This window comes from Mesorhizobium sp. M1252, from assembly GCF_040318265.1.
Lineage (GTDB): Bacteria > Pseudomonadota > Alphaproteobacteria > Rhizobiales > Rhizobiaceae > Mesorhizobium.
The window spans coordinates 26,362-51,691 of sequence record NZ_JAMYLX010000012.1; the positions used below are offsets into that span (position 1 = coordinate 26,362).

General features: G+C 63.3%; 30 protein-coding genes and 1 pseudogene. 22 read left to right on the plus strand and 9 right to left on the minus strand.

The annotated features are described in order from the left end of the window. Positions 1-8 precede the first annotated feature (8 nt). Positions 9-152 (plus strand): hypothetical protein, encoded by a 144-nt coding sequence (locus tag NKH22_RS22570; RefSeq protein WP_023673014.1) that lies wholly within the window; start codon positions 9-11, stop codon positions 150-152. Positions 153-191: 39 nt separating this feature from the next. Here the strand turns inward: NKH22_RS22570 and NKH22_RS22575 are convergent, their stop codons facing one another. Both NKH22_RS22575 and NKH22_RS22580 read right to left on the minus strand, forming a co-directional pair. After that, positions 192-566, minus strand: a complete 375-nt coding sequence (locus NKH22_RS22575; protein ID WP_023711546.1) for a DUF423 domain-containing protein — start codon at positions 564-566, stop codon at positions 192-194. Between the two features lie 43 nt (positions 567-609). After that, a complete protein-coding gene (locus NKH22_RS22580) occupies positions 610-1,875 on the minus strand; it encodes a multidrug efflux MFS transporter (RefSeq protein WP_023736462.1) in 1,266 nt (421 codons plus the stop codon). A gap of 149 nt (positions 1,876-2,024) precedes the next feature. Between NKH22_RS22580 and NKH22_RS22585 the strand changes: the two genes are divergently transcribed. Both NKH22_RS22585 and NKH22_RS22590 read left to right on the plus strand, forming a co-directional pair. After that, entirely contained in the window at positions 2,025-2,690 is a 666-nt protein-coding gene (locus NKH22_RS22585; RefSeq protein WP_023689520.1) for a GntR family transcriptional regulator, read from the plus strand. 109 nt (positions 2,691-2,799) lie between these two features. Beyond that, complete coding sequence (locus NKH22_RS22590; protein WP_245259900.1) at positions 2,800-3,033, plus strand: DUF982 domain-containing protein; 234 nt, start codon at positions 2,800-2,802, stop codon at positions 3,031-3,033. A 72-nt stretch (positions 3,034-3,105) separates the two neighbouring features. Here NKH22_RS22590 and NKH22_RS22595 read toward each other — a convergent pair whose 3' ends face one another. Then, on the minus strand, positions 3,106-3,264 hold the full coding sequence (locus NKH22_RS22595) for a hypothetical protein (RefSeq protein WP_023673009.1): 159 nt from the start codon (positions 3,262-3,264) through the stop codon (positions 3,106-3,108). A 178-nt stretch (positions 3,265-3,442) separates the two neighbouring features. On the opposite strand from NKH22_RS22595, the gene NKH22_RS22600 reads away from it, so the two are divergent. Beyond that, entirely contained in the window at positions 3,443-4,414 is a 972-nt protein-coding gene (locus NKH22_RS22600; RefSeq protein WP_352911044.1) for a glycosyl transferase family 90, read from the plus strand. Positions 4,415-4,434: 20 nt separating this feature from the next. Here NKH22_RS22600 and NKH22_RS22605 read toward each other — a convergent pair whose 3' ends face one another. Further along, the gene (locus tag NKH22_RS22605; protein ID WP_023689518.1) at positions 4,435-5,478 is read right to left on the minus strand and encodes an aldo/keto reductase; all 1,044 of its coding nucleotides are present in this window, start codon (positions 5,476-5,478) and stop codon (positions 4,435-4,437) included. Between the two features lie 244 nt (positions 5,479-5,722). Between NKH22_RS22605 and ppk2 the strand changes: the two genes are divergently transcribed. Then, on the plus strand, positions 5,723-6,643 hold the full coding sequence (gene ppk2, locus NKH22_RS22610; RefSeq protein WP_023705076.1) for a polyphosphate kinase 2: 921 nt from the start codon (positions 5,723-5,725) through the stop codon (positions 6,641-6,643). A gap of 189 nt (positions 6,644-6,832) precedes the next feature. Here the strand turns inward: ppk2 and NKH22_RS22615 are convergent, their stop codons facing one another. Then, a complete protein-coding gene (locus tag NKH22_RS22615) occupies positions 6,833-7,477 on the minus strand; it encodes a dihydrofolate reductase family protein (protein ID WP_023689515.1) in 645 nt (214 codons plus the stop codon). Positions 7,478-7,586: 109 nt separating this feature from the next. Further along, positions 7,587-8,282 carry a winged helix-turn-helix transcriptional regulator gene (locus tag NKH22_RS22620; protein ID WP_023682403.1) on the minus strand — a complete coding sequence of 232 codons (696 nt, stop codon included), beginning with the start codon at positions 8,280-8,282 and terminating at the stop codon, positions 7,587-7,589. Between the two features lie 176 nt (positions 8,283-8,458). On the opposite strand from NKH22_RS22620, the gene NKH22_RS22625 reads away from it, so the two are divergent. Both NKH22_RS22625 and NKH22_RS22630 read left to right on the plus strand, forming a co-directional pair. After that, positions 8,459-8,785 carry a DUF1330 domain-containing protein gene (locus NKH22_RS22625; RefSeq protein WP_023693250.1) on the plus strand — a complete coding sequence of 109 codons (327 nt, stop codon included), beginning with the start codon at positions 8,459-8,461 and terminating at the stop codon, positions 8,783-8,785. Between the two features lie 140 nt (positions 8,786-8,925). Then, positions 8,926-9,690, plus strand: coding sequence for an imm11 family protein (locus NKH22_RS22630; RefSeq protein ID WP_023713510.1), 765 nt, complete (start codon positions 8,926-8,928; stop codon positions 9,688-9,690). A 2-nt stretch (positions 9,691-9,692) separates the two neighbouring features. Here the strand turns inward: NKH22_RS22630 and hemB are convergent, their stop codons facing one another. The 3 genes from hemB to NKH22_RS22645 form a co-directional block, all read right to left on the minus strand. Continuing rightward, a complete protein-coding gene (gene hemB, locus NKH22_RS22635; protein WP_352911049.1) occupies positions 9,693-10,745 on the minus strand; it encodes a porphobilinogen synthase in 1,053 nt (350 codons plus the stop codon). Positions 10,746-10,833: 88 nt separating this feature from the next. Beyond that, positions 10,834-11,118, minus strand: a complete 285-nt coding sequence (locus NKH22_RS22640) for a hypothetical protein (protein WP_352911172.1) — start codon at positions 11,116-11,118, stop codon at positions 10,834-10,836. Continuing rightward, positions 11,040-11,339 carry a pyridoxamine 5'-phosphate oxidase family protein gene (locus tag NKH22_RS22645; protein ID WP_352911052.1) on the minus strand — a complete coding sequence of 100 codons (300 nt, stop codon included), beginning with the start codon at positions 11,337-11,339 and terminating at the stop codon, positions 11,040-11,042. Before NKH22_RS22645 ends, NKH22_RS22640 begins: the two co-directional genes overlap by 79 nt. Before the next feature lie 180 nt (positions 11,340-11,519). Between NKH22_RS22645 and NKH22_RS22650 the strand changes: the two genes are divergently transcribed. The 15 genes and pseudogenes from NKH22_RS22650 to osmF all read left to right on the plus strand — a co-directional run bounded on the left by NKH22_RS22650 (position 11,520) and on the right by osmF (position 25,227). Further along, a complete protein-coding gene (locus tag NKH22_RS22650; protein ID WP_352911053.1) occupies positions 11,520-12,557 on the plus strand; it encodes an enoyl-CoA hydratase/isomerase family protein in 1,038 nt (345 codons plus the stop codon). After that, entirely contained in the window at positions 12,554-12,976 is a 423-nt protein-coding gene (locus NKH22_RS22655) for a DUF6163 family protein (RefSeq protein WP_352911056.1), read from the plus strand. The genes NKH22_RS22650 and NKH22_RS22655 overlap by 4 nt, the downstream gene beginning before the upstream one ends. Before the next feature lie 203 nt (positions 12,977-13,179). Further along, entirely contained in the window at positions 13,180-13,695 is a 516-nt protein-coding gene (gene ldtR / locus NKH22_RS22660; protein WP_023672997.1) for a transcriptional regulator LdtR, read from the plus strand. A 378-nt stretch (positions 13,696-14,073) separates the two neighbouring features. Next, positions 14,074-15,327, plus strand: a complete 1,254-nt coding sequence (locus tag NKH22_RS22665; RefSeq protein ID WP_023708671.1) for a L,D-transpeptidase family protein — start codon at positions 14,074-14,076, stop codon at positions 15,325-15,327. A 183-nt stretch (positions 15,328-15,510) separates the two neighbouring features. Next, positions 15,511-17,156 (plus strand): annotated as a pseudogene (locus NKH22_RS22670) (Na+/H+ antiporter). A 170-nt stretch (positions 17,157-17,326) separates the two neighbouring features. Beyond that, the gene (glyA, locus tag NKH22_RS22675) at positions 17,327-18,640 is read left to right on the plus strand and encodes a serine hydroxymethyltransferase (RefSeq protein ID WP_023669349.1); all 1,314 of its coding nucleotides are present in this window, start codon (positions 17,327-17,329) and stop codon (positions 18,638-18,640) included. Between the two features lie 79 nt (positions 18,641-18,719). Continuing rightward, positions 18,720-19,304, plus strand: a complete 585-nt coding sequence (locus NKH22_RS22680) for an invasion associated locus B family protein (protein ID WP_023821122.1) — start codon at positions 18,720-18,722, stop codon at positions 19,302-19,304. A 138-nt stretch (positions 19,305-19,442) separates the two neighbouring features. Then, positions 19,443-19,937, plus strand: a complete 495-nt coding sequence (nrdR, locus tag NKH22_RS22685) for a transcriptional regulator NrdR (protein WP_023669351.1) — start codon at positions 19,443-19,445, stop codon at positions 19,935-19,937. Positions 19,938-19,939: 2 nt separating this feature from the next. After that, positions 19,940-21,070 carry a bifunctional diaminohydroxyphosphoribosylaminopyrimidine deaminase/5-amino-6-(5-phosphoribosylamino)uracil reductase RibD gene (gene ribD, locus NKH22_RS22690; RefSeq protein ID WP_023753654.1) on the plus strand — a complete coding sequence of 377 codons (1,131 nt, stop codon included), beginning with the start codon at positions 19,940-19,942 and terminating at the stop codon, positions 21,068-21,070. 1 nt (position 21,071) lies between these two features. After that, positions 21,072-21,689, plus strand: a complete 618-nt coding sequence (locus NKH22_RS22695) for a riboflavin synthase (RefSeq protein ID WP_023823267.1) — start codon at positions 21,072-21,074, stop codon at positions 21,687-21,689. A gap of 50 nt (positions 21,690-21,739) precedes the next feature. Then, entirely contained in the window at positions 21,740-21,850 is a 111-nt protein-coding gene (locus tag NKH22_RS31560) for a hypothetical protein (protein WP_488482040.1), read from the plus strand. An 81-nt stretch (positions 21,851-21,931) separates the two neighbouring features. Next, positions 21,932-22,426, plus strand: a complete 495-nt coding sequence (gene ribH / locus NKH22_RS22700; RefSeq protein ID WP_023693260.1) for a 6,7-dimethyl-8-ribityllumazine synthase — start codon at positions 21,932-21,934, stop codon at positions 22,424-22,426. Further along, on the plus strand, positions 22,423-22,923 hold the full coding sequence (nusB, locus tag NKH22_RS22705; RefSeq protein WP_023682390.1) for a transcription antitermination factor NusB: 501 nt from the start codon (positions 22,423-22,425) through the stop codon (positions 22,921-22,923). The genes ribH and nusB overlap by 4 nt, the downstream gene beginning before the upstream one ends. Continuing rightward, on the plus strand, positions 22,920-24,137 hold the full coding sequence (locus NKH22_RS22710) for an MFS transporter (RefSeq protein WP_352911060.1): 1,218 nt from the start codon (positions 22,920-22,922) through the stop codon (positions 24,135-24,137). Before nusB ends, NKH22_RS22710 begins: the two co-directional genes overlap by 4 nt. 178 nt (positions 24,138-24,315) lie before the next feature. Next, positions 24,316-25,227, plus strand: a complete 912-nt coding sequence (gene osmF / locus NKH22_RS22715; protein WP_023689505.1) for a glycine betaine ABC transporter substrate-binding protein OsmF — start codon at positions 24,316-24,318, stop codon at positions 25,225-25,227. Positions 25,228-25,330 lie beyond the last annotated feature (103 nt).

Consider the following 25,330-nt stretch of genomic DNA (forward strand, 5'->3'; position numbering starts at 1 on the left):
AGACGAACATGCATCCCGTGAAGCATCTGTTCGAAGACATTTATCGCAACTACTGGGGTATCTCGCCTGCCACGGAGCAGCCGGAAAGGCGGCGGCCGACCAAGTCTGCCAAGCGCAACCGCGACCTGCTGCCGCAAAACCGGCAGGATTAAGCCTCGTGTGATATCTGATGGGGCAGGGTTCTTGGCTCGTCAGGACCGTTGCCGCACGAGCGCCGAGGCCGCGATCACCAGCCAGCCCGCGATGAGCAAGGTGCCGCCGATCGGCGCCGACATTGGGAACAGCCGCGATCCCACGAAATCCCGTGCCAGCAGATCGCCGCAGAACAGAACAAGCCCGACGAGCAGCACCAGGCTGCCGATCCGCAAGATCCGGCTTGCGCCGGCGAGGCCGACGGCCAAAAACACCGGCGCATGCATGAGCAGGAAGGATGCCGCAGTGCCGACGAAGGCGCCGCCGAGATGCGCTGATGCCGCCGACAGCGCCACGCCCGCCGCGCCGGCAATGCCGCCGGCGAAAACGAGGATGCGCGCGCTGTTTGCTGGTGCTGACTCGGCGATGCTCATGTCTCGGGCTCCGTGATTGACGATAGGCGGCGCAACCTCTCTGTCAGGATTTTTCCGATATCGCCAGCATGTCGCGCGTGCGGCGCGCCTGGGCCAGCCAATTATACGCGGCACCGCCCGCCATCAGCACCGACGTGCCGAGAAACACCGCGCGCATGCCGAAATGGCCGCCGACGAAGCCGCCCAGCAGCGGACCCGCGACCTGGCCGACATATTGCGCCGAGATTGCCAGGCCCAGCACATTGCCGCCGACCCCATCGGGAACATTGTGGCGGATGACGCTGGTGATGCAGGGCAACAGCCCGCCCAGCACCAGACCCATAAGGAACCGCAGCCCGACCAACTGCCAGCTCTCGGTGACGAAGGCCTGCGGTATCAACAGCAGCGCCGAGACGGCCAGCGATGCGACGATGACGTTCCAGTGGCCGATGCGGTCGGCGAGCTTACCCAGCCGTGACGCCGACAGGATGGCGCCGAGTGCGGCCGCCGACATGACGACACCTGAGACCAGGGTCACCCGGCTTGCGTCCGCGACCAGTTGCTGGACGTAAACGGTGATGATCGGCTCGATCGACATGTTGGCGAAGGTGAACAGCATGCCGGTTGCCAGCATCGCCACGACAGGGCGTTTGTCGGGGATCTGCGCCCAACCGCCCTTTGGTTTCTCCTTGGGTTGTGCCTGCATTGGCGGGCGAGGCATCTCCTTGATCAGGAACGTCGTCGCCAGCGCCGCCAGGAAAATGACGCCGCCCGCGATGAGGAAGGTGGCGCGAATACCGATCAATGGCGGCAGCGCGCCGCCAAGCAACGGGCCGACCAGGGAGCCTGCGGTGATGCCGGCCGACAGCACGCCAAGCGCCCAGCCGGAGCGCTCCTTCGGCGTCTGCATGGCGACAAGTATGGTCGAGCCTGAGGAATAACCGCCGGCAAAGCCGATCAGCAGGCGCAAAAGCACCAATTGCCAGACGGTCTGCACCATGCCGGTCAGCGACATGCAGATCGCCATGCCGAAACTGGCGCGCACCAGCATCACCTTGCGGCCGTAGCGGTCGCCGAGCCGCCCCCACAGCGGTGCGACAAGGGCCGCGGCAAGGAAGGTGGCGCCGAAGGCGATACCGGACCATTGCACGATCGCCGCGTGGCCCACGGCGCCCAGCTGTTCGACATAGAGCGGCAGGAACGGCAGCAACAGCGTCATCGCCACAAGCGTGCTGAACGATCCGGCAAAGCACACGAGCAGGTTGCGCCGCCAATGAATGTTGTAGGTGGAAGGCGCTTCGGCGGCCTGCGCTGCACTGTCCTGCGGCATGTCCTGTCCTGTCCGCTTGCTGCGGATACCATTTTGGGATACCAACTTGGTACCTCATGGACGCAAAGCCCGGCTGCTGTCAATCAGGCGCTCTCAATGTGATCGGCAAGACCAACGGGCAAGGCCGATCGCCAGCAATGGAAGCAACTATGTCGCAGATGCAGATCGTCGAAAAAGCGCTTCGCGAGATGATCCTTGGCCTCGAGGTTGGTCCTGGCGAGCGGCTGACGGAGCGCTGGATCGAGAGCCGCTTCGGCGCCTCGCGCACGCCGGTCAGGGCAGCCCTGCTGCGGCTGGAGACGGAAGGGCTGATCTGCCGCGACGGGCGCGGCTGGACCGTGTCGCCGATCAACCTTGCCGAACTGGAACAGATCGCGGTGTACCGCGAAGCGGTCGAGGTCGCGGCGGTCAGGCTGACTTCGGCGCTGGCCGACAGGAGCGCAGCCGATGTCATCGAGGCGATGCTGGATTCCTGCGACACTGCCACGCCGCGCGAGGAATGGCACCGCGTCGGCATGGATTTCCATATCGAACTGGCGCGGCTCTCCGGCAACGAGTTCCTGTTTCGGGCCGTGCGCGATGCCATGACGCGCCTGTCGCGGGCGCGCTGGCTGGAGGTGCGCGACGAGGCGGCCCTTGGCCGCGCCTGGAGCGAGCATCACGCCATTCTGGCGGCGGTGCGGGCCGGCGATGCCGATGCGGCGGCGGCGCGACTTTCCGCCCATATAGCCGGCAGCCGCGCCCGCCTGGTGACGTCGTTGCACAATGACCGGCGCGGCCTGCGCGCCAGGGGTTTTGCCGTCGTCGCCGCTTGATACCGGTCACGAAAACGAAAGAACGCCGACGCCATCCGCTTTCGGCCTCGCTTCGCGGACGCCGATGGCGTAAGAGGCGGCCATGGAAAACAACCGATTTGAAACACCCGTGACCGTTAAGTCGGGCACGGAGGGAAGCACTCAGCTCTTGCGTACGGTGCGTGAGGCTTCCGATTACCTGCTCAACAGCTGGCCCGGCAAGCGCAGCCCCAAGCACCGCGAAGCGCTGCAGGCCTGCCATGACGCGCTGGCCGGCGACAAGCCGGCGATGATTGCAAGACGCGCCTTCATCGCCGCCGCGCGCGAGGTCAACGTCTTCGTCAGCGACAAGGCCCCGGCCTGATCACATCGGCCTGATCAGACCGGCATTTTGCCAGGATCCGGCCCGTTTCGCGGGCCGGTGATCCTGTCTTGCCTATTTTTCTGTCTCGGTGTCGGTTTTGGAACTTGCCTCGTTCTCAGGCTCGGCGCGCTCCTTGGCCGCGACCTTGGCGGCGAGCTTCTCCGCCTTCTTGGCGGCCTTCTGCCGGTCGCGCTCTTTGCGTTCCTGACCGTAATTCGGTGGTCGAGCCATATCGTTTCCTTTCGCTGTGCCTGATCCTGCCTAGAAGCATTGGCCGGCAAACACAACAGCGCCGCGAGGGCAGATGCCAGCGGTTCTGGACTTGCGTGATGGCGAACACAATGGTTTAGAAAAGGCTGCGGGACAGTTGCTGGAGCCGCCGCCGACCGATTTCGAATCAAAACGACCGATGGCCACGCTTCAAAGAAACGCACAGAAGCTGATCTACTATGCGCGCAACGCCATGCGCGACATCGCGCCGCCGGTTCTTTTCCGGCGCCGGCTCGGCCGGCTGCTCGATCAGGCCAGGCTTTCCGACGCATCGGTCCGCCAGCGGCTCAATTACTACAACACGCTGCGGGAGCCTTTTAGCCCCAGCCCCGAGGCCGTGCCGGTCAGCCGGCTGCCGTCGGACCGCAGCATGTACTATTACGATCTGAAGGAGTTCACCCGTTATTTCGACCCAGATCTGCGCATCGACCTGGAATTCGGCGACGTCATCGAAGTGCCGAAGATGCCGTCGATCGTCAAGGACCGGCCGATAGTGGGCGACAACGGCAACGGCGTCCTGTTCAAGCTGAACAAGTTCCGTCATTTCTACATGCCGGCCGACGATGTCGCCTTCGCCGACAAGCATCCGCTCGTCGTTTGGCGCGGCGAACTCAACAATCCGATCCGCACCTTGTTGCTGGATGCAGCCCGCAATCTGCCGTTCTGCGATGTCGGCACGCCGAGGGCGACAGCACCTGCGGAATACCGCAAGCCCTATCTCAGCATCGATCAGCAGCGCCGCTACCGCTACATCATCTCGCTCGAAGGCAATGACGTCGCGACCAATTTGAAATGGATCATGAGCTCGAACTCGCTCTGCCTGATGCCGCCGCCGACCTTTGAGACCTGGTTCGCGGAAGGGCAACTCGAGCCCGATGTCCATTATGTGCCGCTGGCGCCCGACTTCAGCGATCTGGCCGAGCGCGTGCACCATCTCGAGAAACATCCGGCCGAGGCCCAGCGCATCGTTGCGGCGGCCAACGCCTATTGCCGCAAATTCGCCGACGAGCGGGCCGAGCAGGCGATCTGCCTGCTCGTGCTCTACAAATATTTCGTGCTCAGCGGCCAGATCGAGACCGATCCGCAGGTCTGGCGGTTTATCGCGGGCTAGCGGCCTCCGGCGCCCTTAAGTCAGATGACGCTGCGGTCCATAACCAGATCGGCCGGGCCGAAGCGGTCCTTCGCGGTGAACTGCTGGTGCCAGTAGGGATAGAGCACCGGCGGCCGGCTGACGGCATCGAGACGCTGGCGTTCATCAAAGGACAGCGTCAGGCTTGCCGCGGCGAGATTGTCTTTCAACTGGGACTCATTGCGTGCGCCGATCACCAGCGAACTGACGGCTGGCCGGCCGAGCAGCCAGGTCAGCGCCACCTGGGCCGCCGAAACGCCGCGTGCCGCACCGATGTCGACCAGCACATCGACGATCCGCCACAGCCGGTCCTCGTCGCGGATCGGCGGTTCCGACCAGCCGCCGATCTGGCGCGCCGTCGGGCTGTCGCGGCGGTATTTTCCCGACAGCAGGCCGCCGGCGAGCGGGCTCCACACCAGCACGCCAAGGCCCTGGTCGACCGAGATCGGCAAGAGCTCATACTCGGCCTCGCGTGCTTCCAGCGTGTAGTGGATCTGCTGGGTGACGAAGCGCGGCTGGTGCTGGCTGTCGCTGATGCCCAGCGCCTTCATGACCTGCCAGCCGGAATAGTTGGAGCAGCCGACATAGCGGATCTTGCCCTGGGCAACCAGCGTGTCGAGCGCGGCGATGGTTTCCTCGAGCGGCGTCGCGCCGTCCCATTCGTGAAGGAAATAGATGTCGATGACATCGGTCCTGAGGCGCTTCAGGCTCTTCTCGCATTCGCGGATCAGATGATGGCGCGACAGGCCTTCGTCATTGGGGCCCTTGCCGATCCGCATGCGCGCTTTGGAGGCGATCAGCACGTCGTTCTTGCGCTTGCCGCCGAGCGCCTCGCCGATGATCTCTTCCGACAGACCGTTGGAATAGACATTGGCGGTGTCGATGAGATTGATGCCGGCATCGATGCAAGTGTCGATGATGCGCGAGGCCTCCGCGAGATCGGAATTGCCGACGGCAGCGAACGGCCCGCTGCCGCCGAAGGTCATGGTTCCCAAGGTCAGCGCCGAAACTTTCAAGCCGGAACGGCCAAGCGTGCGGTATTCCATGTCTGATCCTCGTAGTTTTGGTGGGGAGGCGGTTTTAGCAGGAAAGGGCGGGGAAGCCCGAACGGGTCCGCTATTTGTAGGACAATTTGAGCGGCTTGTCGCCATGCCAGGGCGCTGGATCGGCAATGCCTCGCTGCTTTGCAGTGAAGACCGGCTGGCCGGCGGCTTGCAATAAAACCGTCATTGCCGGCCTATATCAAGTCGGCTCAGGGTTTCATGTCAGCCGGCAAGCGGAGCAGTGGAAATGAATGAGCTAAAGCAGAATTCTGCGGCCAGGGATTGGCTGGAAGCCGAACTCGCCGACACGCTCGACGAGGACTATGAGCTGGAAATCTCGGAGCCGGCGCTGTCGTTGGAGATCGCCAAGATCTACAAGAACGCGCATCCGCCGTCGATCGATCGCATGCAGTATTTCCGCGACCTGATCGGCTTGCAGTCGGAACTGATCAAGCTGCAGTCCTGGGTTGCCTACCACAAGAAGAAGCTAGTGGTGGTTTTCGAGGGCCGTGATTCCGCCGGCAAGGGCGGCGTCATCAAGCGCATCACCCAGCGCCTCAACCCGCGCATCTGCCGCGTCGTGGCGCTGCCGGCGCCGACCGAGCGCGAAAAGTCACAATGGTATTTCCAGCGCTACGTGCCGCATCTGCCGGCCGGCGGCGAGATCGTGCTGTTCGACCGCTCCTGGTACAACCGCTCCGGCGTCGAGCGGGTGATGGGCTTTGCCGAACCCGATCAGGTCGAAGAGTTCTTCCGCGACGTGCCGGAGTTCGAGCGCATGCTGGTCCGCTCCGGCGTCACGCTGGTCAAATACTGGTTCTCGATCACCGACGAGGAACAGCAGATGCGCTTCATGATGCGCATCCACGATCCGATGAAGCAGTGGAAGCTGTCGCCGATGGACCTGCAGTCGCGCGTGCGCTGGGAGCAGTACACCAAGGCCAAGGAAGAGACGTTCGCCCGCACCAACATCCCAGAGGCACCGTGGTACATCGTCGAAGGCAACGACAAGAAGCGGGGGCGGCTGAACTGCATCGACCATCTCCTCAAACAGCTGCCCTATGAGGACGTGCCGCACGAAGAAATCACGCTGCCCGAGCGGGTGTTCAACCCGGAGTACGAGCGCCAGGTCCTGCCGCGCGAGCTTTACGTGCCGGAGAAGTATTGAGCACTTTTCCTTCTCCCCGTTTCACGGGGAGAAGGTGCCCGAAGGGCGGATGAGGGGCAGCGCCGGCATCGGCGAATTCACAGTCGTCGGACGCTGCTAACCTCCAAAAGCAGCGCTGCCCCTCATTGCCTGCCGGGCATTTCTCCCCGTAGTACGGGGAGAAAGAAGCCTGCGCCTATCACTTCGCCACTACACCCGCTTGATCGTCACATGCGTGGCGAGCGCTGTCGCCACCTGCTCGGTGCACTGGTAACCCAGCTTCAGCATATCCAGCCCGGCAAACAGGCTCTCGCCCCTCCCGAGCAACACTGGCGACACAGCCAGATGCAACTCGTCGATGAGCTTCTCCTTGAGATATTGCCGGATAGTGGAAACGCCGCCGCCGACGCGGACATCCTTGCCGCCGGCCGCAGCCTTTGCTTGTTCGAGCGCGGCGTGGATGCCGCCGGTAACGAAGCGGAAAATGGTGCCGCCTTCCATCACAATGGGGTCGCGCTTGTGATGGGTCAGCACGAAGGTCGGCACGTGATAGGGCGGGTTGTTGCCCCACCAGCCCTTCCAGTTCTCATCCGGCCATTCGCCGCGGATCGGGCCGAACATGTTGCGGCCGAGGATCCAGGCGCCGACATTGTCGAAGCTGCGGACGGTGAACCGGTCGTCCACATCGGTGCTGCCGCCATCCTTGCCGACCATCTCGTGGAAGGTGCGGGTGCCGGTCATCCATTTGTGCAGATCTTCGCCACCAACGCCGAGCGGATTTTGCAGGTCCTGGTCAGGACCGGCGCCGAAACCGTCGAGCGACAAGGTGAAGGCATTGACGCGCAGTTTGGACATGGAAGACTCCCTTTGGTGACCAGTTGTGATTTGCAATCAGTATTCAAACTGATTGCATTTTGCAACTAGTATTTTTAGAGGCAAGCGATCTGTGGAATGCGCAGGGACCTCAAGCCGCCACGCGCTTCGGCATCACCGCAAACGGGCTGAGCCCAAGCCAGATCTGCATCTTGCCGGCGACGTCGAGATCGCCGGTCAGGCTGATCTTGTCGCGTTCCTTGTGAACTGTCGTCAGCCCCATCCAGATCGAGGTCATGGTGCACAGATCGGTCGAGACGTAGAGATCGACGTCGAAGCCCGGATCGTACCAGCAAAGATCGACCTCGCCCTGCTTTTCGACGATCAGCCACCACGATCGTTTTGACGCCGGCAGGTCATGGTACAGGAATTGTATCACGGTGCGCCCGTCCGGCAGCGGACTGGGGTTCAGATTGCGCCGCATGTCCCACATCAGCAGCGACGGATCGAGGTTTTTGAGCGACAGCCTGGCCTCGACCCATTTCTGGCCCCAAAACCCCATCGCCTCGACAACCGGGCGCAAATCCCGGCCCGCCTCGGTCAGCCGGTATTCGAACACGCCCTTCTCGGTCGCGATCTCGGTCCGCTCGACGATGCCGCCGGCCTCGAGGTCCTTGAGCCGTTGCGACAGAAGGGTTGGCGACATTTTCGGCACGCCGCGGCGCAAATCGTTGAAGCGGGTCGATCCCGCCACCAGTTCGCGCAGCAGCACCATGGTCCAGCGTGTGCAGAGCAGCTCGGCGGCCATGGAGAGCGGGCAGAATTGCTTGTAACCGGCTTGTGTCATGTGGTGAGCTCCAAAAGATGTTGCCGGACCTTATTCAGAAAACCTGAGTTCAGCCAGTACAGAAGCTGTACTGGCACCCCCGGTACAGTTCTGTGACTGGAGCGGTCCGGCGCCGCCATGCGAGGCAGCGGTCACGTCACCGGGCAGTCCGGTGCCGATCCATGAGGAGTTGGACAATGACCGCTTACGTGATCGCAGACATCAAGGTGAAGGACGACAAATGGGTGCCGGCCTATGCCGCTTCGGTGCATGACCTCGTCCACAAGCATGGCGGCAAGTATCTCGCCCGCAGCGGCAATGTGAAGACGCTGGAGGGCAAGCCGCTCGACACCAGCCTGATCGCCATCATGGCGTTTCCGTCGGCAAAGGCAGCCGAAGCCTTCACCAACGATCCGCAATACGCTCCGTTTGTGGCGGAGCGTCAGAAGGGCAGCGACAGCCGCTTCCAACTGATCGACGATACCGATCTCGCTGGAACGATCCCTTATTTGCCGAAGGCGTGAGGAAAAGCCGGAACCCGGTGTATCAGGGTTCCGGCTAACCCTTCAGCATTTGCGCCACTTCGGGCGCGAAGCAGGTGGACGGGTACTCTCACGCGATTTAGTCTTGAACTCGAAAGTCGGTAAACTGAGCAGGCGCGCACGTGACCATTATTTCACTCATTGCAAAACTGTTTGCCAACCGGAACCGCCCGCAGAATAGGCCAGCTCAAGTCCCAGAGCGGGTTTTCCGCAAAGAGGCGAAATTCAAGAAACATGGAAAATTCTTCCAGATCGGACCGACATATCGCGGCGGGTCCCATTGTCTTCAGCTGGAAAACGCCCAAGCTTTGGTGCCGCCACCCCGCATACTGCTCGGGCCGACGGAGTTTGGGGGATACGGCTTTCCTGAGTACCCGGAGACGCCCAGGCTACGGCCTGAAGCGACAGCCTATTGCAGGCCACCAAAAGACTTAGAAGATTTTCATTGTTACTGGCTTGTATCCGAGCGCCTGAAGGAAGTTCTGCAGTCAGTCGACCCCGATGGGGTCGTGTTTAACGACTGCGACGTATTCTATTTGAGCGGAAAGCCGATCGAACCAAAGCACTACCTTTGCGACATCGTTCGCAAGATTGATGCCGTGGATCTCGAATCGTCGAAGTTTAGGCTTTTGATCGGCGAGAATGGAGGCGTCCACTACGACCGCGCCGGAGGCGCGTGCTTCTATTTCAAGGAGGAGATTGTTGGCGATGCGCATATCTTCAAACAGAAGAACATGGGCATCGTCATTTGCACCGCCAAATTGAGAGAAGCCTGTGTCGAAGCAGGCATCAAGAAGCCCGACTTGTTCCAAGACATGTCGGTTTGCGGGCGTGGTCGGCTGGACTTCGAAACAAGAAATGTCAAAGAGAGTTATGTGCTGGAGTGAATTTATCCCTTCAGCATTTGCGCCACTTCCGGCGCGAAGTAAGTCAGGATGCCGTCGCAGCCGGCGCGCTTGAAGGCGAGCAGGCTCTCCAGCATTGCCTTTTCGCCGTCGATCCAGCCATTGGCGGCCGCCGCCTTGATCATCGAATATTCGCCTGACACCTGGTAGGCGAAGGTCGGCATCTGGAACTCGTCCTTCAGCCGGCGGATGATGTCGAGATAGGGCAGGCCGGGCTTGACCATCAGCATGTCGGCGCCCTCGGCGATATCCTGCTCGGCCTCGCGCACCGCTTCGTCGGAATTGGCGTGGTCGAGATAGTAGGTCTTCTTGTCGCCCTTGAGCAGGCCGGCGGTGCCGACCGCCTCGCGGTAGGGGCCGTAGAAGGCGGAGGCGAATTTCGTCGCATAGGACATGATCGCCACATCCGAAAAACCGTTGGCGTCGAGTGCGTCGCGGATAGCGCCGATGCGGCCGTCCATCATGTCGGACGGCGCGATGATGTCGGCGCCGGCCGCCGCCTGGATGACGGCCGCGGCGGTCACCTGTTCCACCGTCTCGTCATTGACGATGATGCCGTCGCGCAAGATGCCGTCATGGCCGTGCGAGGTGAACGGGTCGAGCGCCGCATCGGTGATGATGCCGATCTCCGGCACTGCGTCCTTGATGGCGCGGGTGGCGCGGTTGATGATGTTTTCCGGGTCGAGGATGTGCGATCCCGTCAGGTCGCGCAGGCTGAGTTCAACATTGGGGAAGGTGGCGATCGCCGGAATGCCGAGCTTAGCGGCCCGCTCGGCCTCCTTGACGGCGAGGTCCAGCGACAGGCGGAAGACGCCGGGCATGGCGGCGATCGGCTCACGCGTGTTCTTGCCGTCGATGACGAAGATCGGCCAGATCAGATCGTTCACCGTAAGCCGGTTTTCCTGCACCAGGCGGCGCGACCAGTCGGCCTTGCGCATGCGCCGCAAGCGCCGGCTGCCGGTGATCTCGTCGACGCTGCGTGCGCCGAGCTTTGCCGGCGCGAATTTGTTGCTCGTCGCGGGGGTGAATTTGTTCATCGCAAAAACTCCGGGTCGAGGCGGCTTTTACCACGAGGCCTTGCCGCTGACCAATGCGACACGATTGTGCCAGCCGATGACGCGGTGCTTACGGCTTTGGCGGCCACGCCAGTTCTGGGCCGGTTTTGAAGAACGACACATTGTTGGTGAAGGTGCTCTCCGGGGCGAGCCGGATCAGGCGCCCGTCCGGATGGCCGATGTCGGCGACATTGTCGATGAACCAGCGGTTCCAGGTCGCCTCCGGGCCGAGATATTTGTGCAGCAGCCGTTTGAAGCGGTTCGGCGCCATCGCTTCTATGGTGGCGACGCCGCGCAGGCCGAGATGCAGCAGGATGCCGGCCTCATTGTCGAATGGACGATCTCCACCGCACAACGCGGATCGCGTTCGAGGTGTTTGACAGCACTTGCCCCGGTCGAGCCCAGCAGCCAGATCGCAGCATCCTCCCAGATGAACCACATCGGCGCGTTGCGCGGCGCGCCATCGGCGGTCACGGTCGCCAGATTGGCCATCAGCGGGCGGCTGAGCACATCGTTCGGGTCGAACTTTTTCGGCATCTCCCAGCCATGGCTCGGCGCTGCGGTTTCAAGCGTCATGCGTTTGTCCCTGCATCAGAAGAAAGGCTGTTTTGCCCGGCAATTTTGCGCGCATTTCTGTCGGGGGCAAAGCACGGTCGCGTTCCCTTGCGAAAATCCAAACCGCGCCCGCCGGTTGACGCACCCATGCGCCACCTTTAGCACTTCAGTCCCGCAGGCGCGGGGAGGGATTCTCTGACGATGGATTTTGGCGGCGGCGACGAGATCCGCTTCGAACGGTTGGGCAAGGCGGGCGTCGTCACGCTGACGCGGCCGCAGGCGCTCAATGCGCTGACACATCGCATGATCAAGGCGCTGGACAAGGCGCTCGACGCTTTTGAGCGCGATACCGGCGTCGATGTCGTCATCGTCAAGGCCGAGGGCAGGGCGTTTTGCGCCGGCGGCGACATCATGCACGTCTACGAGGCCCGCGCCGGAAAGCCGCCGGTCGAGTTCTTCGCCGACGAATACCGGCTCAACGCCCGCATCAACAGTTACAAAAAGCCCTATGTCGCGCTGATCGACGGGATCGTTATGGGCGGCGGCGTCGGCATCTCTTTCCACGGTTCGCAGCGTGTGCTGACCGAGAACGCCCAGTTCGCCATGCCCGAAGTCGGCATCGGTTTCTTCCCCGATGTCGGCGGCAGCCATCTTCTGCCCGACCTTGGCGGCAGCTTCGGCATGTATCTGGCGCTGACCGGCAACCGCATTCGCTATGGCGATGCGCTGTGGTCTGGCCTGGCCACCCACACCATCAAGGCCGCCGACCAGGCTGCCTTTCTCGATCGGCTCTGCGCCAATGGCGATCCGGAATCGGTGCTGCGCGGCTTTTTCGTGCCGGCCAGGCGGGAGACCGGCCAGCCGGTGCTGGAAGCCATTGCCCGGCATTTTTCCCAACCCTCGCTCGCCGAAATCCTCGAGAGCCTGGAGCGGGCGGCAGGCGCCGACGAGTTTGCCGCCAAGACGCTGGCCACCATCCGCACCCGCTCGCCGACCAGCCTCAATGTCGCGTGGCGCCAGATCAGCGCCGGGCTGACGCTGTCGATGGAAGCCTGCATGAAGATGGAGTTCCGTATCCTCAACCGCATGCTGGCCGGGCACGACTTCTATGAAGGCATCCGCGCCGTCCTCGTCGACAAGGGTTCGACGCCGCAGTGGCGGCCGGAAAGCCTGGCCGAGGTCGACGCTGCTTCGGTGGACGCCTATTTCGCGCCGCTCGAACGGGAGCTCGAACTGTGAGCGAGGTCACGTCGCGGCGCATCGTGCTGCAGCCCTCGGGTGTCGAGATCATCTTCGCCTGGTTCCAGCGCGTCATAGCGGGCTATTGCCTGCTGTTCGGCATCCTGTACTGGATCCGGCTGATCGGCTTTTATCCCGGCCCGCTGTGGCGCTTCGACCTGATGCCGGTGCACTGGCAGGTCGTGGCGGTGATGCTGGCCGTGTTCTTCCCCTTCGCCGCCGCCGGCCTCTGGATGCTGGCGTCGTGGGGCCCGGTGATCTGGTTCATCTGTGCTGTCACCGAGACCATCATGTATGCCGGCTTCCCCGATCTGTACGGCCACCGGCCGCTGATCGTCTTCTCGCATGGCGCGGTGGCGCTGCTCTACATCGCCTTCCGCGTCGTTATCTGGATGCGCAAGCGCCCCGCGCGCGCCTGAAACGCCGCCCCGCAGCCATTGGGTAAATCTTTAGGTTAATTATCCTTGCTCGGGTGACCGTTCGTTAAGCGTCTTGCGAAACCTATTACCGGTAAGCTCTTGTTAGCCCTAGCGTTTAAGTCGAATTTTATGAGTATTCGATAGTGTCGCAATCAAGGTGAAAAACAAAAAATCACCAGGGCGACAAACGAGAGGCAAAGACAATGATCAATTCGCGTCCGGCGGCGAAGACCGCCAACGTATCCGACGATCGCCGCGAGGCTATCCGTTCGCTTTACATGGAATCGCTGCAGCTGGTGGAGCGTCTGCATCGCCGTCTGCTTGACGTGATCAAGGACGAGTTCGACCGCAACGGCCGTTCCGACATCAATGCCATCCAGGCGCTGCTTCTGTTCAATATCGGCAATTCCGAACTGACCGCCGGCGAGCTGCGCTCGCGTGGCTACTATCTCGGCTCGAACGTCTCCTACAATCTGAAGAAGCTGGTCGATCTCGGCTTCATCAACCACCAGCGCTCGCGCATCGACCGCCGTTCGGTCCGCGTTTCGCTGACGCCGAAGGGCAATGAAGTGGCGGAAGTCGTCGCCGGTCTCTATGAGCGCCATGTCGGCTCGATCGAACAGGTCGGCGGCATCAACAGCGAAGAGTTCAAGCAGATGAACCGCGCGCTGCAGCGCCTCGACCGCTTCTGGAACGACACCATCGCCTACCGGATGTAATCAGCGGGCCATTGAATAGCAGCTGCGCCGGAAGAAGCGCGGCCGGAGGAAAGTCTCAGCCAACAGGCCGGTGCCGAAAAGCACCGGCCTTTTCTTTTCGAGCCGCCGGCGCTTCCAAATTCGGCGTAAGCCACGTTGCCGCCATATTCGCGGTGGAAGCGGGGATGCGGGTGATGCGGCGGCGAAAGCTGTTCGCGCGCCTGTAATGTCGCATCGCGGTCCGCTTTTCACGGCCAAGTGATGCAGGTCATGGTTGGCTAATTGTTAACAGTGCCAACTTTAGAGTGCGGGCGATATCGCCCAAGATCGAGCACGTAGCCGAACGCTGCAACAGCCAAACGCTAGAAGCCAAACACGACAAGAATGTCTGGAACGTCCATGAGAACCAGCCGCCGCCTTTTCCTTTCCGGAGCTTCCGCGCTCGCCGTTGCCATGGTTGCCAATGCCGCCAGCGCGCAGGATGTGATCGACGATATCCTGAAATCGTCGGGCCGCGGCAATTGGGACGACCAGTTCGATGCCCGCGCCTCGGAGGGCGGCAAGGTCGCCTCGACGCTGCCGATCTTCAGCCTGCAGACGGTCGCCTTCACCGAACAGGCGGTGGCGCAGTATCAGAACATCGTCGCCCAGGGCGGCTGGGGCGAGGTGCCGGCGACCAAGAAGCTGCAGCTTGGCGTCGACGATCCGGACGTGGTGCCGCTGCGCAAGCGGCTGATGGTTTCGGGCGACCTGGCGCAGAGCGCCGGCATTTCGACGTCGTTCGATTCCTACGTCGACGCCGCGGTCAAGCGCTTCCAGGCGCGCCATGGCCTGCCGGCCGACGGCGCCATGGGCAAATACACCTATGCCGCGATGAACGTTTCGGCGCAGATCCGCCTCGGTCAGCTGCAGACCAACCTGGAGCGCCTGCGCGAAAAGGCCGGCACGCTGGGCAGCCGTTATGTGCTGGTCGATATCCCGGCGGCACAGATCGAGGCGGTCGAGAACGATCGCGTCGTGCTGCGCCACACCGCAATCGTCGGCAAGATCGACCGCCAGACCCCGGTGGTCAATTCCAAGATCAACGAGATCATCGTCAATCCTTACTGGAACGCGCCGGTCTCGATCGTGCGCAAGGACATCATTCCGCTGATGCGGAAGAACCCCGACTATCTCAAGGACAGCCACATCCGGCTGTTTGCGCCTGATGGCAGCGAAGTCGATCCGATGACTGTCGACTGGTCGACGGATGATGCCGCAAAATACCGCTTCCGCCAGGATCCGGGTTCCGGCAACGCCATGGCCTCGGTGAAGATCAACTTCCCCAGCCCCGACGGCGTCTACATGCACGATACGCCGCAGCAAAGCCTGTTCGGCAAGATGATGCGCTTCGATTCCTCGGGCTGCGTGCGTGTCCAGAACGTGCGCGACCTCGTCACATGGATCCTGCGCGACACACCCGGCTGGGACCGCCAGCATTTCGAGGCGACCATCAAGACCGGCGAGAACACGCCGGTGCAGGTCGTCAACCCGGTTCCGGTCCACTTCCTCTATGTGTCGGCCTGGTCGACGGGTCCGGGCGTCGTGCAGTTCCGCGACGACGTCTACGCGCTCGATGGCGCCAGCGAACTGCAGATCACCTCTTCGCTCTAAGCGGCTGATCTCCTTCAGGAAAGGCCACCGCAAGGTGGCCTTTTCCGTTCGACATCCCAACAGAAGAAGACTGGTGGCCGCCAGCCATGCAGGCCATGAACACTGCCGGACGTTGCGCCGCAGGCCCATCTGGACGGACTAACGGCAATTGCGCATGGTCCTCAAAACAGCCGGAATCGCGCCATGCAGGTCGCAATCTTCATCCTCGCCGTGCTGGTCTTCGTCGCTCTTTCCGGCGCACTGGTGCGGTTGGTTCGGGTGCCGCTGCCGGTGCTGCAGATTGCCATCGGCGCCGCGCTCGCCTGGCCGGTGAAAGGCATCCATGTCGAGATCGACCCCGAACTCTTCCTGCTGGTGTTCATTCCGCCGCTTTTGTTCGGCGATGCGTATGGAGCGCCCAAACGCGAGTTGATCGCGCTGCGCGGACCGATCCTCGATCTGGCCATCGGGCTGGTCTTCTTTACCATTGTCGGCTTCGGTTATGCCTTGCACTGGTTGGTGCCGAGCATCCCGCTGGTCGTCGCCTTCGCGCTCGCCGCCGTGCTGTCCCGACCGACGCCGTGGCGGTGTCCTCGATCGTCGACAGAAGCCTGGTGCCGGCGCGGCTGATGCATATTCTGGAAGGCGAGGCGCTGCTCAACGACGCCTCGGGCCTGGTCATGTTCCGCTTCGCCGTCGCCGCCGCCGTGACCGGCAGCTTTTCCTTCGCCGATGCATCGCTGTCCTTCGTCTATGCCGTCGCCATCGGCATCCTGGCCGGCATCGCCGCGTTGTTCATCGCCGCCAGGCTGCTGCAGCTTCTGAATCGCATCGGCGGCGTTCCGGCCGAGGCGCAGGTTCTGGTCATGGTCCTGCTGCCCTTCATTGCCTATCTCGTCGCCGGACATCTGCATGCCTCAGGTATTCTGGCGGCGGTCACCGCCGGGCTTTTGACCGGCGGCTCCGGCGTCTTCCGCTTCCTCGGCGTCTCGGCGCGCATGCAAACGATCTCGCTGTGGACGACCTTGTCCTTCGTCTACAATGGCGCGCTGTTCATCGTGCTCGGCATGCAGCTTCCCGAAATCATTCGCCGCGTGCCGCCCGAACTGACCGGCCATTACCCGATCATCCAGCCGGTCGCGACGGTGATAGCGCTGACGCTGTGCCTGATCGCGCTGCGCTTCCTCTGGATCTGGGTCGGCGATATCGCGGCAGGCCTCAAGGCAAAATGGGGAAAGCGCAAGGCCGAGCCGTTTGGCATGCGTGTGCGGCTTGCCGGCTCGGTGGCGGGCGTGCGCGGCGCGATCACGCTGGCCGGCATCCTGTCGCTGCCGGTTGCCATGCCGGACGGCTCGTCTTTTCCGGCGCGCGACCTGGTGATCTTCCTCGCCGCCGGCGTCATCATCTGTTCGCTCGCCATCGCCAGCGTGGCGCTGCCGAAGATAGCGCACGGACTGGTCGAGCCGGGCGAGGATGGCAGCGCCATCGAGGAGCGTCTCGCCCGCATCGGCGCCGCCAAGGCGGCCATCGCCCGCATCGAAAGCATGGCGGGCGCCAGCGACGACGACCAGGGCGAGGTGCCCGGCGCCAGGCTTGCCGCCGCCGAAAACATCGTCGCCGGCTACCGGCGCCGCATCGCCACCTCGGACGAGGCCGACGACGCCCGGGCGGAGGCCCGCGAAGTCGGGCGGCTGGAGCTCGAAATGCGGCTTGCCGGCATCGAGGCCGAGCGCATCGCCGTGCGCGACATGTTAAGCAGCGGCGCGATCAACGACCATACGGCGCGGGCGCTGTTTACCGAGATCACGCTCACCGAAGCCTTGCTGCAGGGGCGGCAGGAGCGAAAATAGCGGTTCAGGGCCGCTCTGGCGCAATCCGGCCAGCAAATTTCGCGCTGCAAACGTGGCGAGGCGAAAACAACTGTGTTAATGGCGCGGCAATGCATGTCGCCCGGAACCGTGCAGCGGTTTCGGGCAACGATATGCATAGATAAATGCCCCGAACCGAAGGATTTCAGGCCATGGCAACTGCAGCGGCAGCGTCGAACAAATTCGAATCCTTCTTCGAAACCACGCTGGAAGATGCCGATCCGGAGATCTTCGGCTCGATCCGCAACGAGCTTGGCCGCCAGCGTCACGAGATCGAGCTGATCGCCTCGGAAAACATCGTTTCGCGCGCCGTGCTCGAGGCGCAGGGCTCGATCATGACCAACAAATACGCCGAGGGTTATCCGGGCAAGCGCTATTATGGCGGCTGCCAGTTCGTCGACGTCGCCGAGGAACTCGCTATCGAGCGCGCCAAAAAGCTGTTCGGCTGCAACTTCGCCAATGTCCAGCCGAATTCCGGCAGCCAGATGAACCAGGCGGTCTTCCTGGCGCTGCTGCAGCCGGGCGATACCTTCATGGGCCTCGACCTGAACTCCGGCGGCCACCTGACGCACGGCTCGCCCGTCAATATGAGCGGCAAATGGTTCAAGGTCGTTTCCTATGGCGTGCGCAAGGACGACCATCTGCTCGACATGGATGCGATCGAAAAGACCGCGCATGAGACCAAGCCGAAGCTGATCCTGGCCGGCGGCACCGCCTATTCGCGCATCTGGGACTGGAAGCGCTTTCGCGAGATCGCCGATGCGGTCGGCGCCTATCTGATGGTCGACATGGCCCATATCGCCGGCCTGGTTGCCGGCGGCGTGCATCCGTCACCGCTGCCGCACGCCCATGTCGTGACCACGACCACGCACAAATCGTTGCGAGGCCCGCGCGGCGGCATGATCCTGTGCAATGACGAGGACATCGCCAAGAAGATGAACTCGGCGGTTTTCCCCGGCCTGCAGGGCGGCCCGCTGATGCATGTCATCGCCGCCAAGGCGGTCGCCTTCGGCGAGGCGCTGAAGCCGAGCTTCAAGCTCTATGCCGAGAGTGTCGCCGCCAACGCGAAGGCGCTGGCGTCGAGCCTCAAGGAAACCGGCCTCGACATCGTCTCCGGCGGCACCGACAACCATCTGATGCTGGTCGATCTCAGGCCCAAGAACGCCACCGGCAAGCGCGCCGAGGCAGCGCTCGGCCGCGCCAACATCACCTGCAACAAGAACGGCATCCCGTTCGATCCGGAAAAGCCTTTCGTCACCTCTGGCGTGCGTCTGGGCACGCCGGCCGGCACCACGCGCGGCTTCGGCCAGGCCGAGTTCCGCGAGATCGGCAAGCTGATCGCCGAAGTGCTGGACGGGCTGAAGGTCGCCAATTCCGACGAAGGCAATGCGGCTGTGGAAGCAGCCGTGAAGGCCAAGGTCGTGGCGCTGACCGATCGTTTCCCGCTCTATCCCTATCTCGGTTGACCGCCAGCGGCGCTTCGTCTTTTATCCCGCGCTCTGCGCCGCTTGCTGTCCGGGCGGCGCGGCCTGTGGAGATCTGACGATGCGCATGTTCCATCCTGCCGTTCTGGCCTTCCTCGGCTTGCTTGCCGCTTTCACCGCGTCAGGCGCGATCGCCCAGGAGCAGACGCAGCCGGGCACGGATATCCCGGCCACCAACACCTTTGGCAGGTGGACCACCATCATCGATGCGCTCGACACCGGCCAGGATTCGCACAAGACCTGTGCGGCCTCGACAGCCTTTGTCGACGGCAACGGCAATGCCGGCACGCTGACGCTTTCGATCTCGACTGGCGACGCCCTGCCGCCCGATGCCTATCCGGCGATCATGTTCACCATCGCCAACAAGGAGCTGCCGACCGGCAAGAAGATCGCCGCGACCTTCGGTGACCCCGGCGTCAAGGTTTCCGCGACCGTCTATTCCAATGATGCCGGCCGCCCGAGCTGGACCGTCGACAACCAGGCCAAGACCAGTCTCGCTTTGTTGCGGGCCATGCGCCAGGTCATCTCGCTCGACGTGACGTTCGGCAAGCAAGCCGTCGCCAGCATCCCTATGGACGGCTTCACCAAGGCCTACCGCAACCTCGGAACGTCCTGCGGCTTCCCGACCAAGGACGTCGCGCCCTGACATATCTGGCGCGGCTGGCAATTTTCCTCCCGCCTCGCTATCTCTGAGGGCGCGAGCGGCCGTTGCCGAACCTTTGCCGTCCCGGCAAAAACCTCTAAGCCTATCGTTCCGCCAGAATCGCCAACCTGAAGGCTCTCCATGCGCTGTCCCTATTGCCAGTCTGAAGATACGCAGGTGAAGGATTCGCGCCCCGCCGAGGATGGCGCGGCGATCCGCCGGCGGCGCGTCTGTCCCGATTGCGGTGGCCGTTTCACCACTTTCGAGCGCGTCCAGTTGCGCGACCTCGTGGTGGTGAAGAAGTCCGGCAGAAAGGTGCCGTTCGACCGCGACAAGCTCTTGCGTTCGGTGGAGATCGCGGTGCGCAAGCGCAATGTCGATCCCGAGCGCATCGACCGCGCCGTCACCGGCATCGTGCGCCAGCTCGAAAGCTCCGGCGAGACTGAAATCGCCTCGGGCGAGGTCGGCCGGCTCGTCATGGAAGCGCTGAAGTCGCTCGACGACGTCGCCTATGTCCGCTTCGCGTCGGTCTATCGCAATTTCCGTGAGGCCAAGGACTTCCATGACGTGCTGGGTGAGCTCAAAGGTGACGAACTCAAAGGCGACGAGCTGAAGAGCGAAGAGGACGCCGGCTGAGCATGGCAAGCCAAACGTCAGGGAAGGCCGATCAGCAGGCCCTCGATCGCCGCTTCATGGCCGCGGCGCTGAGGCTCTCGCGCAGAAATGCCGGCCGCACCTCGACCAACCCTTCCGTCGGCACCATAATCGTTCGCGACGATGGCGCCGGCCCGATGATCGTCGGCACAGGGGTCACCGCTGTTGGCGGCCGGCCGCATGCCGAGACCGAGGCGCTGACTGAAGCCGGCGAGTTGGCGCGCGGCGCCACCGCCTATGTCACGCTGGAGCCCTGCGCCCACCATGGCCGCACCCCGCCTTGCGCCAACGCGCTGGTCAATGCCGGAGTGGCGCGGGTCGTCGGCGCCGCCAGCGATCCCGATCCGCGCGTCTCCGGCAAAGGCTATGCCATCCTGCGCGCCGCCGGCATCGAAGTGGTCGAAAAGGTGCTGGTCGAGGAAGCCGCCGAGCAGATGGCCGGCTATTTGATTCGATCCATGAAAAAGCGTCCGGAAGTGACTCTGAAGCTTGCGCTTTCCAGCGACGGCAAGATCGGCAGGCATGGCGCCGGCCAGGTCGCGATCACCGGCGATATCGCCCGCCGCGAAGTCTATCTGATGCGCGCCGAAGCCGATGGCATACTGGTCGGCATCGGCACGGCGCTGGAGGATGATCCCGCGCTCACCGTGCGGCTGCCGGGGCTGGAGAACCGCTCGCCGGCGCGCATCGTGCTCGACCGCCAGATCAGGCTGCCGGAAGCCTCGAAGCTGGTCTCCGGCACCGACCGGGTGCCGCTCTATGTCGCCGCGAGCCTGGAGGCTGATCCGCTACGGCGGTCGGTGCTGGAGCGTGCCGGCGTGCGCTTCATCGGCACCGAAACCCATGAAGGCGGCGTGGCCTTGCCGGAACTGCTCGAGGATCTCGGCGCGCTCGGCATGGCCAGCGTTCTGGTCGAAGGCGGCGCCAAGGTGGCCAGCGCCTTCCTCGCCGAAGGACTGATCGACCGCATCGTGCTGTTCCAGGGACCGGAAGCGATCGGCGAGGGCGGCATTGCATCGCCCATCGACGCCAACCATATCCCGGCAGGCTTCCGCAAATTGCGCGAGATGCGCTTCGGGGAAGACAGCTATGCCGAATGGGTGAGAGATATCTGAAATGTTCACTGGAATTGTCACCGATATCGGCACCGTCGCGGCCGTCAAGCCGTTGAGCGAAGGCGTCGGCCTGCGCATCGACACCGCCTATGACCCCGCGACGATCGCCATCGGTGCCTCGATCTCCTGCGGCGGCGTCTGCCTGACGGTGACGGCGCTGCCAGATGGCGGCTCGAACGCCCGCTGGTTCGAGGTCGAAGCCTGGGAAGAGGCCCTCAGGCTGACCACGGCGTCGGGCTGGAAATCAGGCACCAAGGTCAATCTCGAGCGGGCACTGAAGATCGGCGACGAACTTGGCGGCCACATCGTCTCCGGCCATGTCGATGGCATGGCCGAAATCGTCGAGCGGAAGGATGAAGGCGATGCCGTTCGCTTCACGCTGGAGGCGCCGCGCGAACTGGCAAAATTCATTGCCCCAAAAGGCTCCGTCGCACTCGACGGCACCTCGCTCACCGTCAACAAGGTCGAAGGCGCCCGTTTCGATGTGCTGTTGATCCACCATTCGCTGACCGTGACCACTTGGGGCGAGCGCAAGGTCGGCGACAAGGTCAACCTCGAGATCGACACCATGGCCCGCTACGCCGCGCGGCTAGTCGAGGCGGCGAAAGAGGGGCTTTGATGGCCGCAAGACTCACAATCGAACAGAAAAAGCGGCTTACGCGCGAAGCAATGGCCGATGTAGACGCGGGTCGTGTAGTGGATCACGAAGCTGTTCTCGTCTGGGCTGAAAGCCTCTGCAGCGAGTGCCCGCTACCGACGCCCAGCCCAAAGACGCGCTAGGCCAGGCTTCGCCTCCAGCAATCTTCCGCTTGCGATCAAACCGGCTTCGGCCTAAGTCACCGGCTACCCCCGGAGACATTTATGGCTGGCACATCCCAACACGGCAAAGCGTTCATTCGCCCGAAGAAGAAGGCCCACCTTCTGATCATCGAGGCGCGCTTTCATGACGATCTTGCCGACGCACTGCTCGACGGCGCGACGAGCGCGCTCGACGAAGCCGGCGCGACCTATGACGTCGTCACCGTTCCCGGTTCGCTGGAAATTCCAGCCGTGATCACTTTTGCGCTCGACGGCATGGGCGAGGGCGGCAAGGACTATGATGGTTTTGTCGCGCTCGGCACCATCATCCGCGGCGACACTTATCATTTCGACATCGTCGCCAATGAATCGAGCCGCGCGCTGATGGATCTCTCGGTGCAGGAAGCGATTGCGATCGGCAACGGCATCCTGACCACCGAGAACGACGCGCAGGCCTGGACGCGCGCCAAGCGCTCGGAGGGCGACAAGGGCGGCTTTGCCGCGCGCGCGGCGCTGACCATGATCGCGCTCAAGGAGAAGCTGGGAGCGCAATCGTGAGCGAACCCGCTTCGCCCGGCCAGCCCGCGATACGCCACGCCAACAAGCGTGGCGCCGCCCGTCTGGCCGCCGTGCAGGCGCTTTACCAGATGGACGTGGCCGGCAGCGGCGTCTTCGAGATCACCGCCGAATACGAGGCGTTCCGGCTCGGCAAGGAAGTCGACGGCGCGCTTTATCGCGAGGCCGACGCGCAGTGGTTCCGCGCCATCCTGGCCGGCGTCGTCGAGAACCAGACGACCATCGATCCGATCATACGCCAGGCGCTGACGGAAGACTGGCCGCTGTCCAGACTCGACTCGACGTTGCGCGCCATCCTGCGCGCCGGCGTCTACGAACTGATGAAGCGCGACGACGTGCCGGTGGCCGTCATCGTTTCGGAATATGTCGACATCGCCAAGGCCTTCTACGAGGAAGACGAGCCGAAGCTGACCAACGCCGTGCTCGACCGTGTGTCGCGCCGGGTGCGGGGCGAGGGGCGCGGCAAGGACGCATTGTGACCGGCACCGTCGCCGGCGCAGCAAGGGAAGCGCGCCGCACGGCGATCATCCTGGCGACGTCGCAGGCGATTATCGGTTCGGCCGCGCCGATTGCCATTTCCATGGGCGGGCTGGCCGGGCAATATCTGCTTGGCCCCGATAAGTCGCTGGCAACGGCGCCAATCACCGGCTTCAACATCGGCGTGGCGCTCGGCGCGTTGCCGGCCGCGGCCATCATCCGCTGGCTCGGCCAGCGCGGCGGCTTCATGACCGGCACCATCGTGACCGCGCTTGGCGGCGTCATCTCCACGCTGGCACTGTTCCACGCCAGCTTCTGGCTGTTTGCTTTCGCCCTGCTGGTGATCGGCGTCGGCGGCGCCTTCGTCCAGCAGTTCCGCTTCGCCGCCGCCGATAATGCTCCGCCCGAACTCAAGGCGCGCGCCATTTCCTTCGTGCTGGCCGGCGGCGTCATCACCGCGATCCTCGGGCCGCAGATCGTCATCTTCACCCGCGAATTGCTGGCGCCGGTGATGTTTGCCGGCTCGTTCGTGGCCATTCCGGTTCTGGCGGCGGCCGGCGCCATCATCCTGTCATTCCTGCGCATCCCGGCCAAGGCTCCCGGCCACGCGGAAGTCGCGTCAAGCGACGCCCGGCCGCTGTCCGAGATCGTCACCCGGCCGCGTTTCGTCGCGGCACTGTTTTGCGCCGTCGGCAGCTATGCGCTGATGAGTTTCGTCATGACCGGCGCGCCGCTGGCCATGGTCGGCTGCGGCCTGTCGACTGACGACGCCACGCTCGGCATTTCCTGGCATGTGATGGCGATGTTTGCGCCGAGCTTCTTCACCGGATCGCTGATCCATCGCTTCGGCGCCGAACGCATCGTCGCAACCGGCCTGGTCCTGCTCATCGGCTGCGCCGCGGTGGCATTGTCCGGCCTGCATTTGTGGCAGTTCTGGACGGCGCTGATCCTGCTTGGCCTCGGCTGGAATTTTGCCTTCATCGGCGCCACCTCCATGGTCGCCGACAGCTACCATCCGTCCGAAAAGAGCAAGGTGCAGGGCTTCCACGACTTCGTCCTGTTCGGCTCCGTCGCCTTCGCCTCGCTAATGTCGGGCGCCATCTACAATGCGTGGGGCTGGGAGATGCTGAACTGGCTGGTTTTCCCGGTCGTCGCCCTCTGCTTCGTCGCCCTTGGCGCGCTCAAACTGACCGGATCGCGCAAAGCCCGCGCCTGATCCGGTTCTATCTTTGGCTTGGCACGACGTGTCAGCATCGCGGCGGCCGAAATCGCGGCGACCGCACAAAATTATTGCGTCTGTACCCATTGTTATGAAACCGTGTGCCCCGACGGGGCGTTGAAGCCATGCTCATATGCGGCCACCGCATTTCGGTCCAAAGCAAGGGGTTTTCACAATGTTTTCAGTCAAGATTCTGGCCGGCGCGGCGTTGGCGCTCGGCATCACGGCCGCCTCCGCCAATGCCCAGGTGGTCGTCTCCTCGAAGATCGACACCGAGGGCGGCGTGCTCGGCAACATCATCCAGCTTGTGCTCAACGCCAACAACATCAAGACCACCGACCGCATCCAGCTCGGCGGCACGCCGGTGGTACGCAAGGCGATCACTGCCGGCGAGATCGACATCTATCCCGAGTACACCGGCAATGCCGCTTTCTTCTTCGAGAAGGCCGACGATCCGGTCTGGAAGGATGCCGCCAAGGCCTATGAGACCGCCAAGAAGCTCGACTATGACGCCAACAAGATCGTCTGGCTGTCGCCGTCACCGGCCAACAACACCTGGGCGATCGCGCTGCGCAAGGAGGTTGCCGAGACCAACAAGCTGGCGACCCTGACCGACTTCGGCAAATACGTCGCCGGCGGCGGCACGGTGGTTTTGGCGGCGTCGGCTGAGTTCGTCAATTCGGCGGCAGCCCTGCCGGCGTTCCAGACCACTTACGGCTTCACGCTGAAGCCGGAGCAGTTGATCACGCTTTCGGGCGGCGACACCGCCGCGACAATCGGTGCTGCCGCCAACCAGACCAACGGCGCCAACGCCGCCATGGTCTACGGCACCGACGGCGGCATCGCGCCGTCCGGCCTGGTCGTGCTCGCCGACGACAAGGGCGTGCAGCCGGTCTACCAGCCGGCGCCGATCATCCGCGAAGCGGTGCTGAAAGAGCATCCGGAGATCGAGACGCTGTTGAAGCCGGTGTTCGCCAAGCTCGACCTCGTCACGCTGCAGGAACTCAACGGCCGCGTCCAGGTCGGCGGCGAGCCGGTCAAGGGTGTCGCCGAGGACTTTTTGAAGAAGAACGGGTTTTTGAAGTAGTCAGCGCATAGCTGATCGTGACGCTGGTGCGAGACACCCCTCTCTGGAAGCTGCTGATCTCCCCCCTTGCGGGGGAGATGTCCGGCAGGACAGAGGGGGGTGC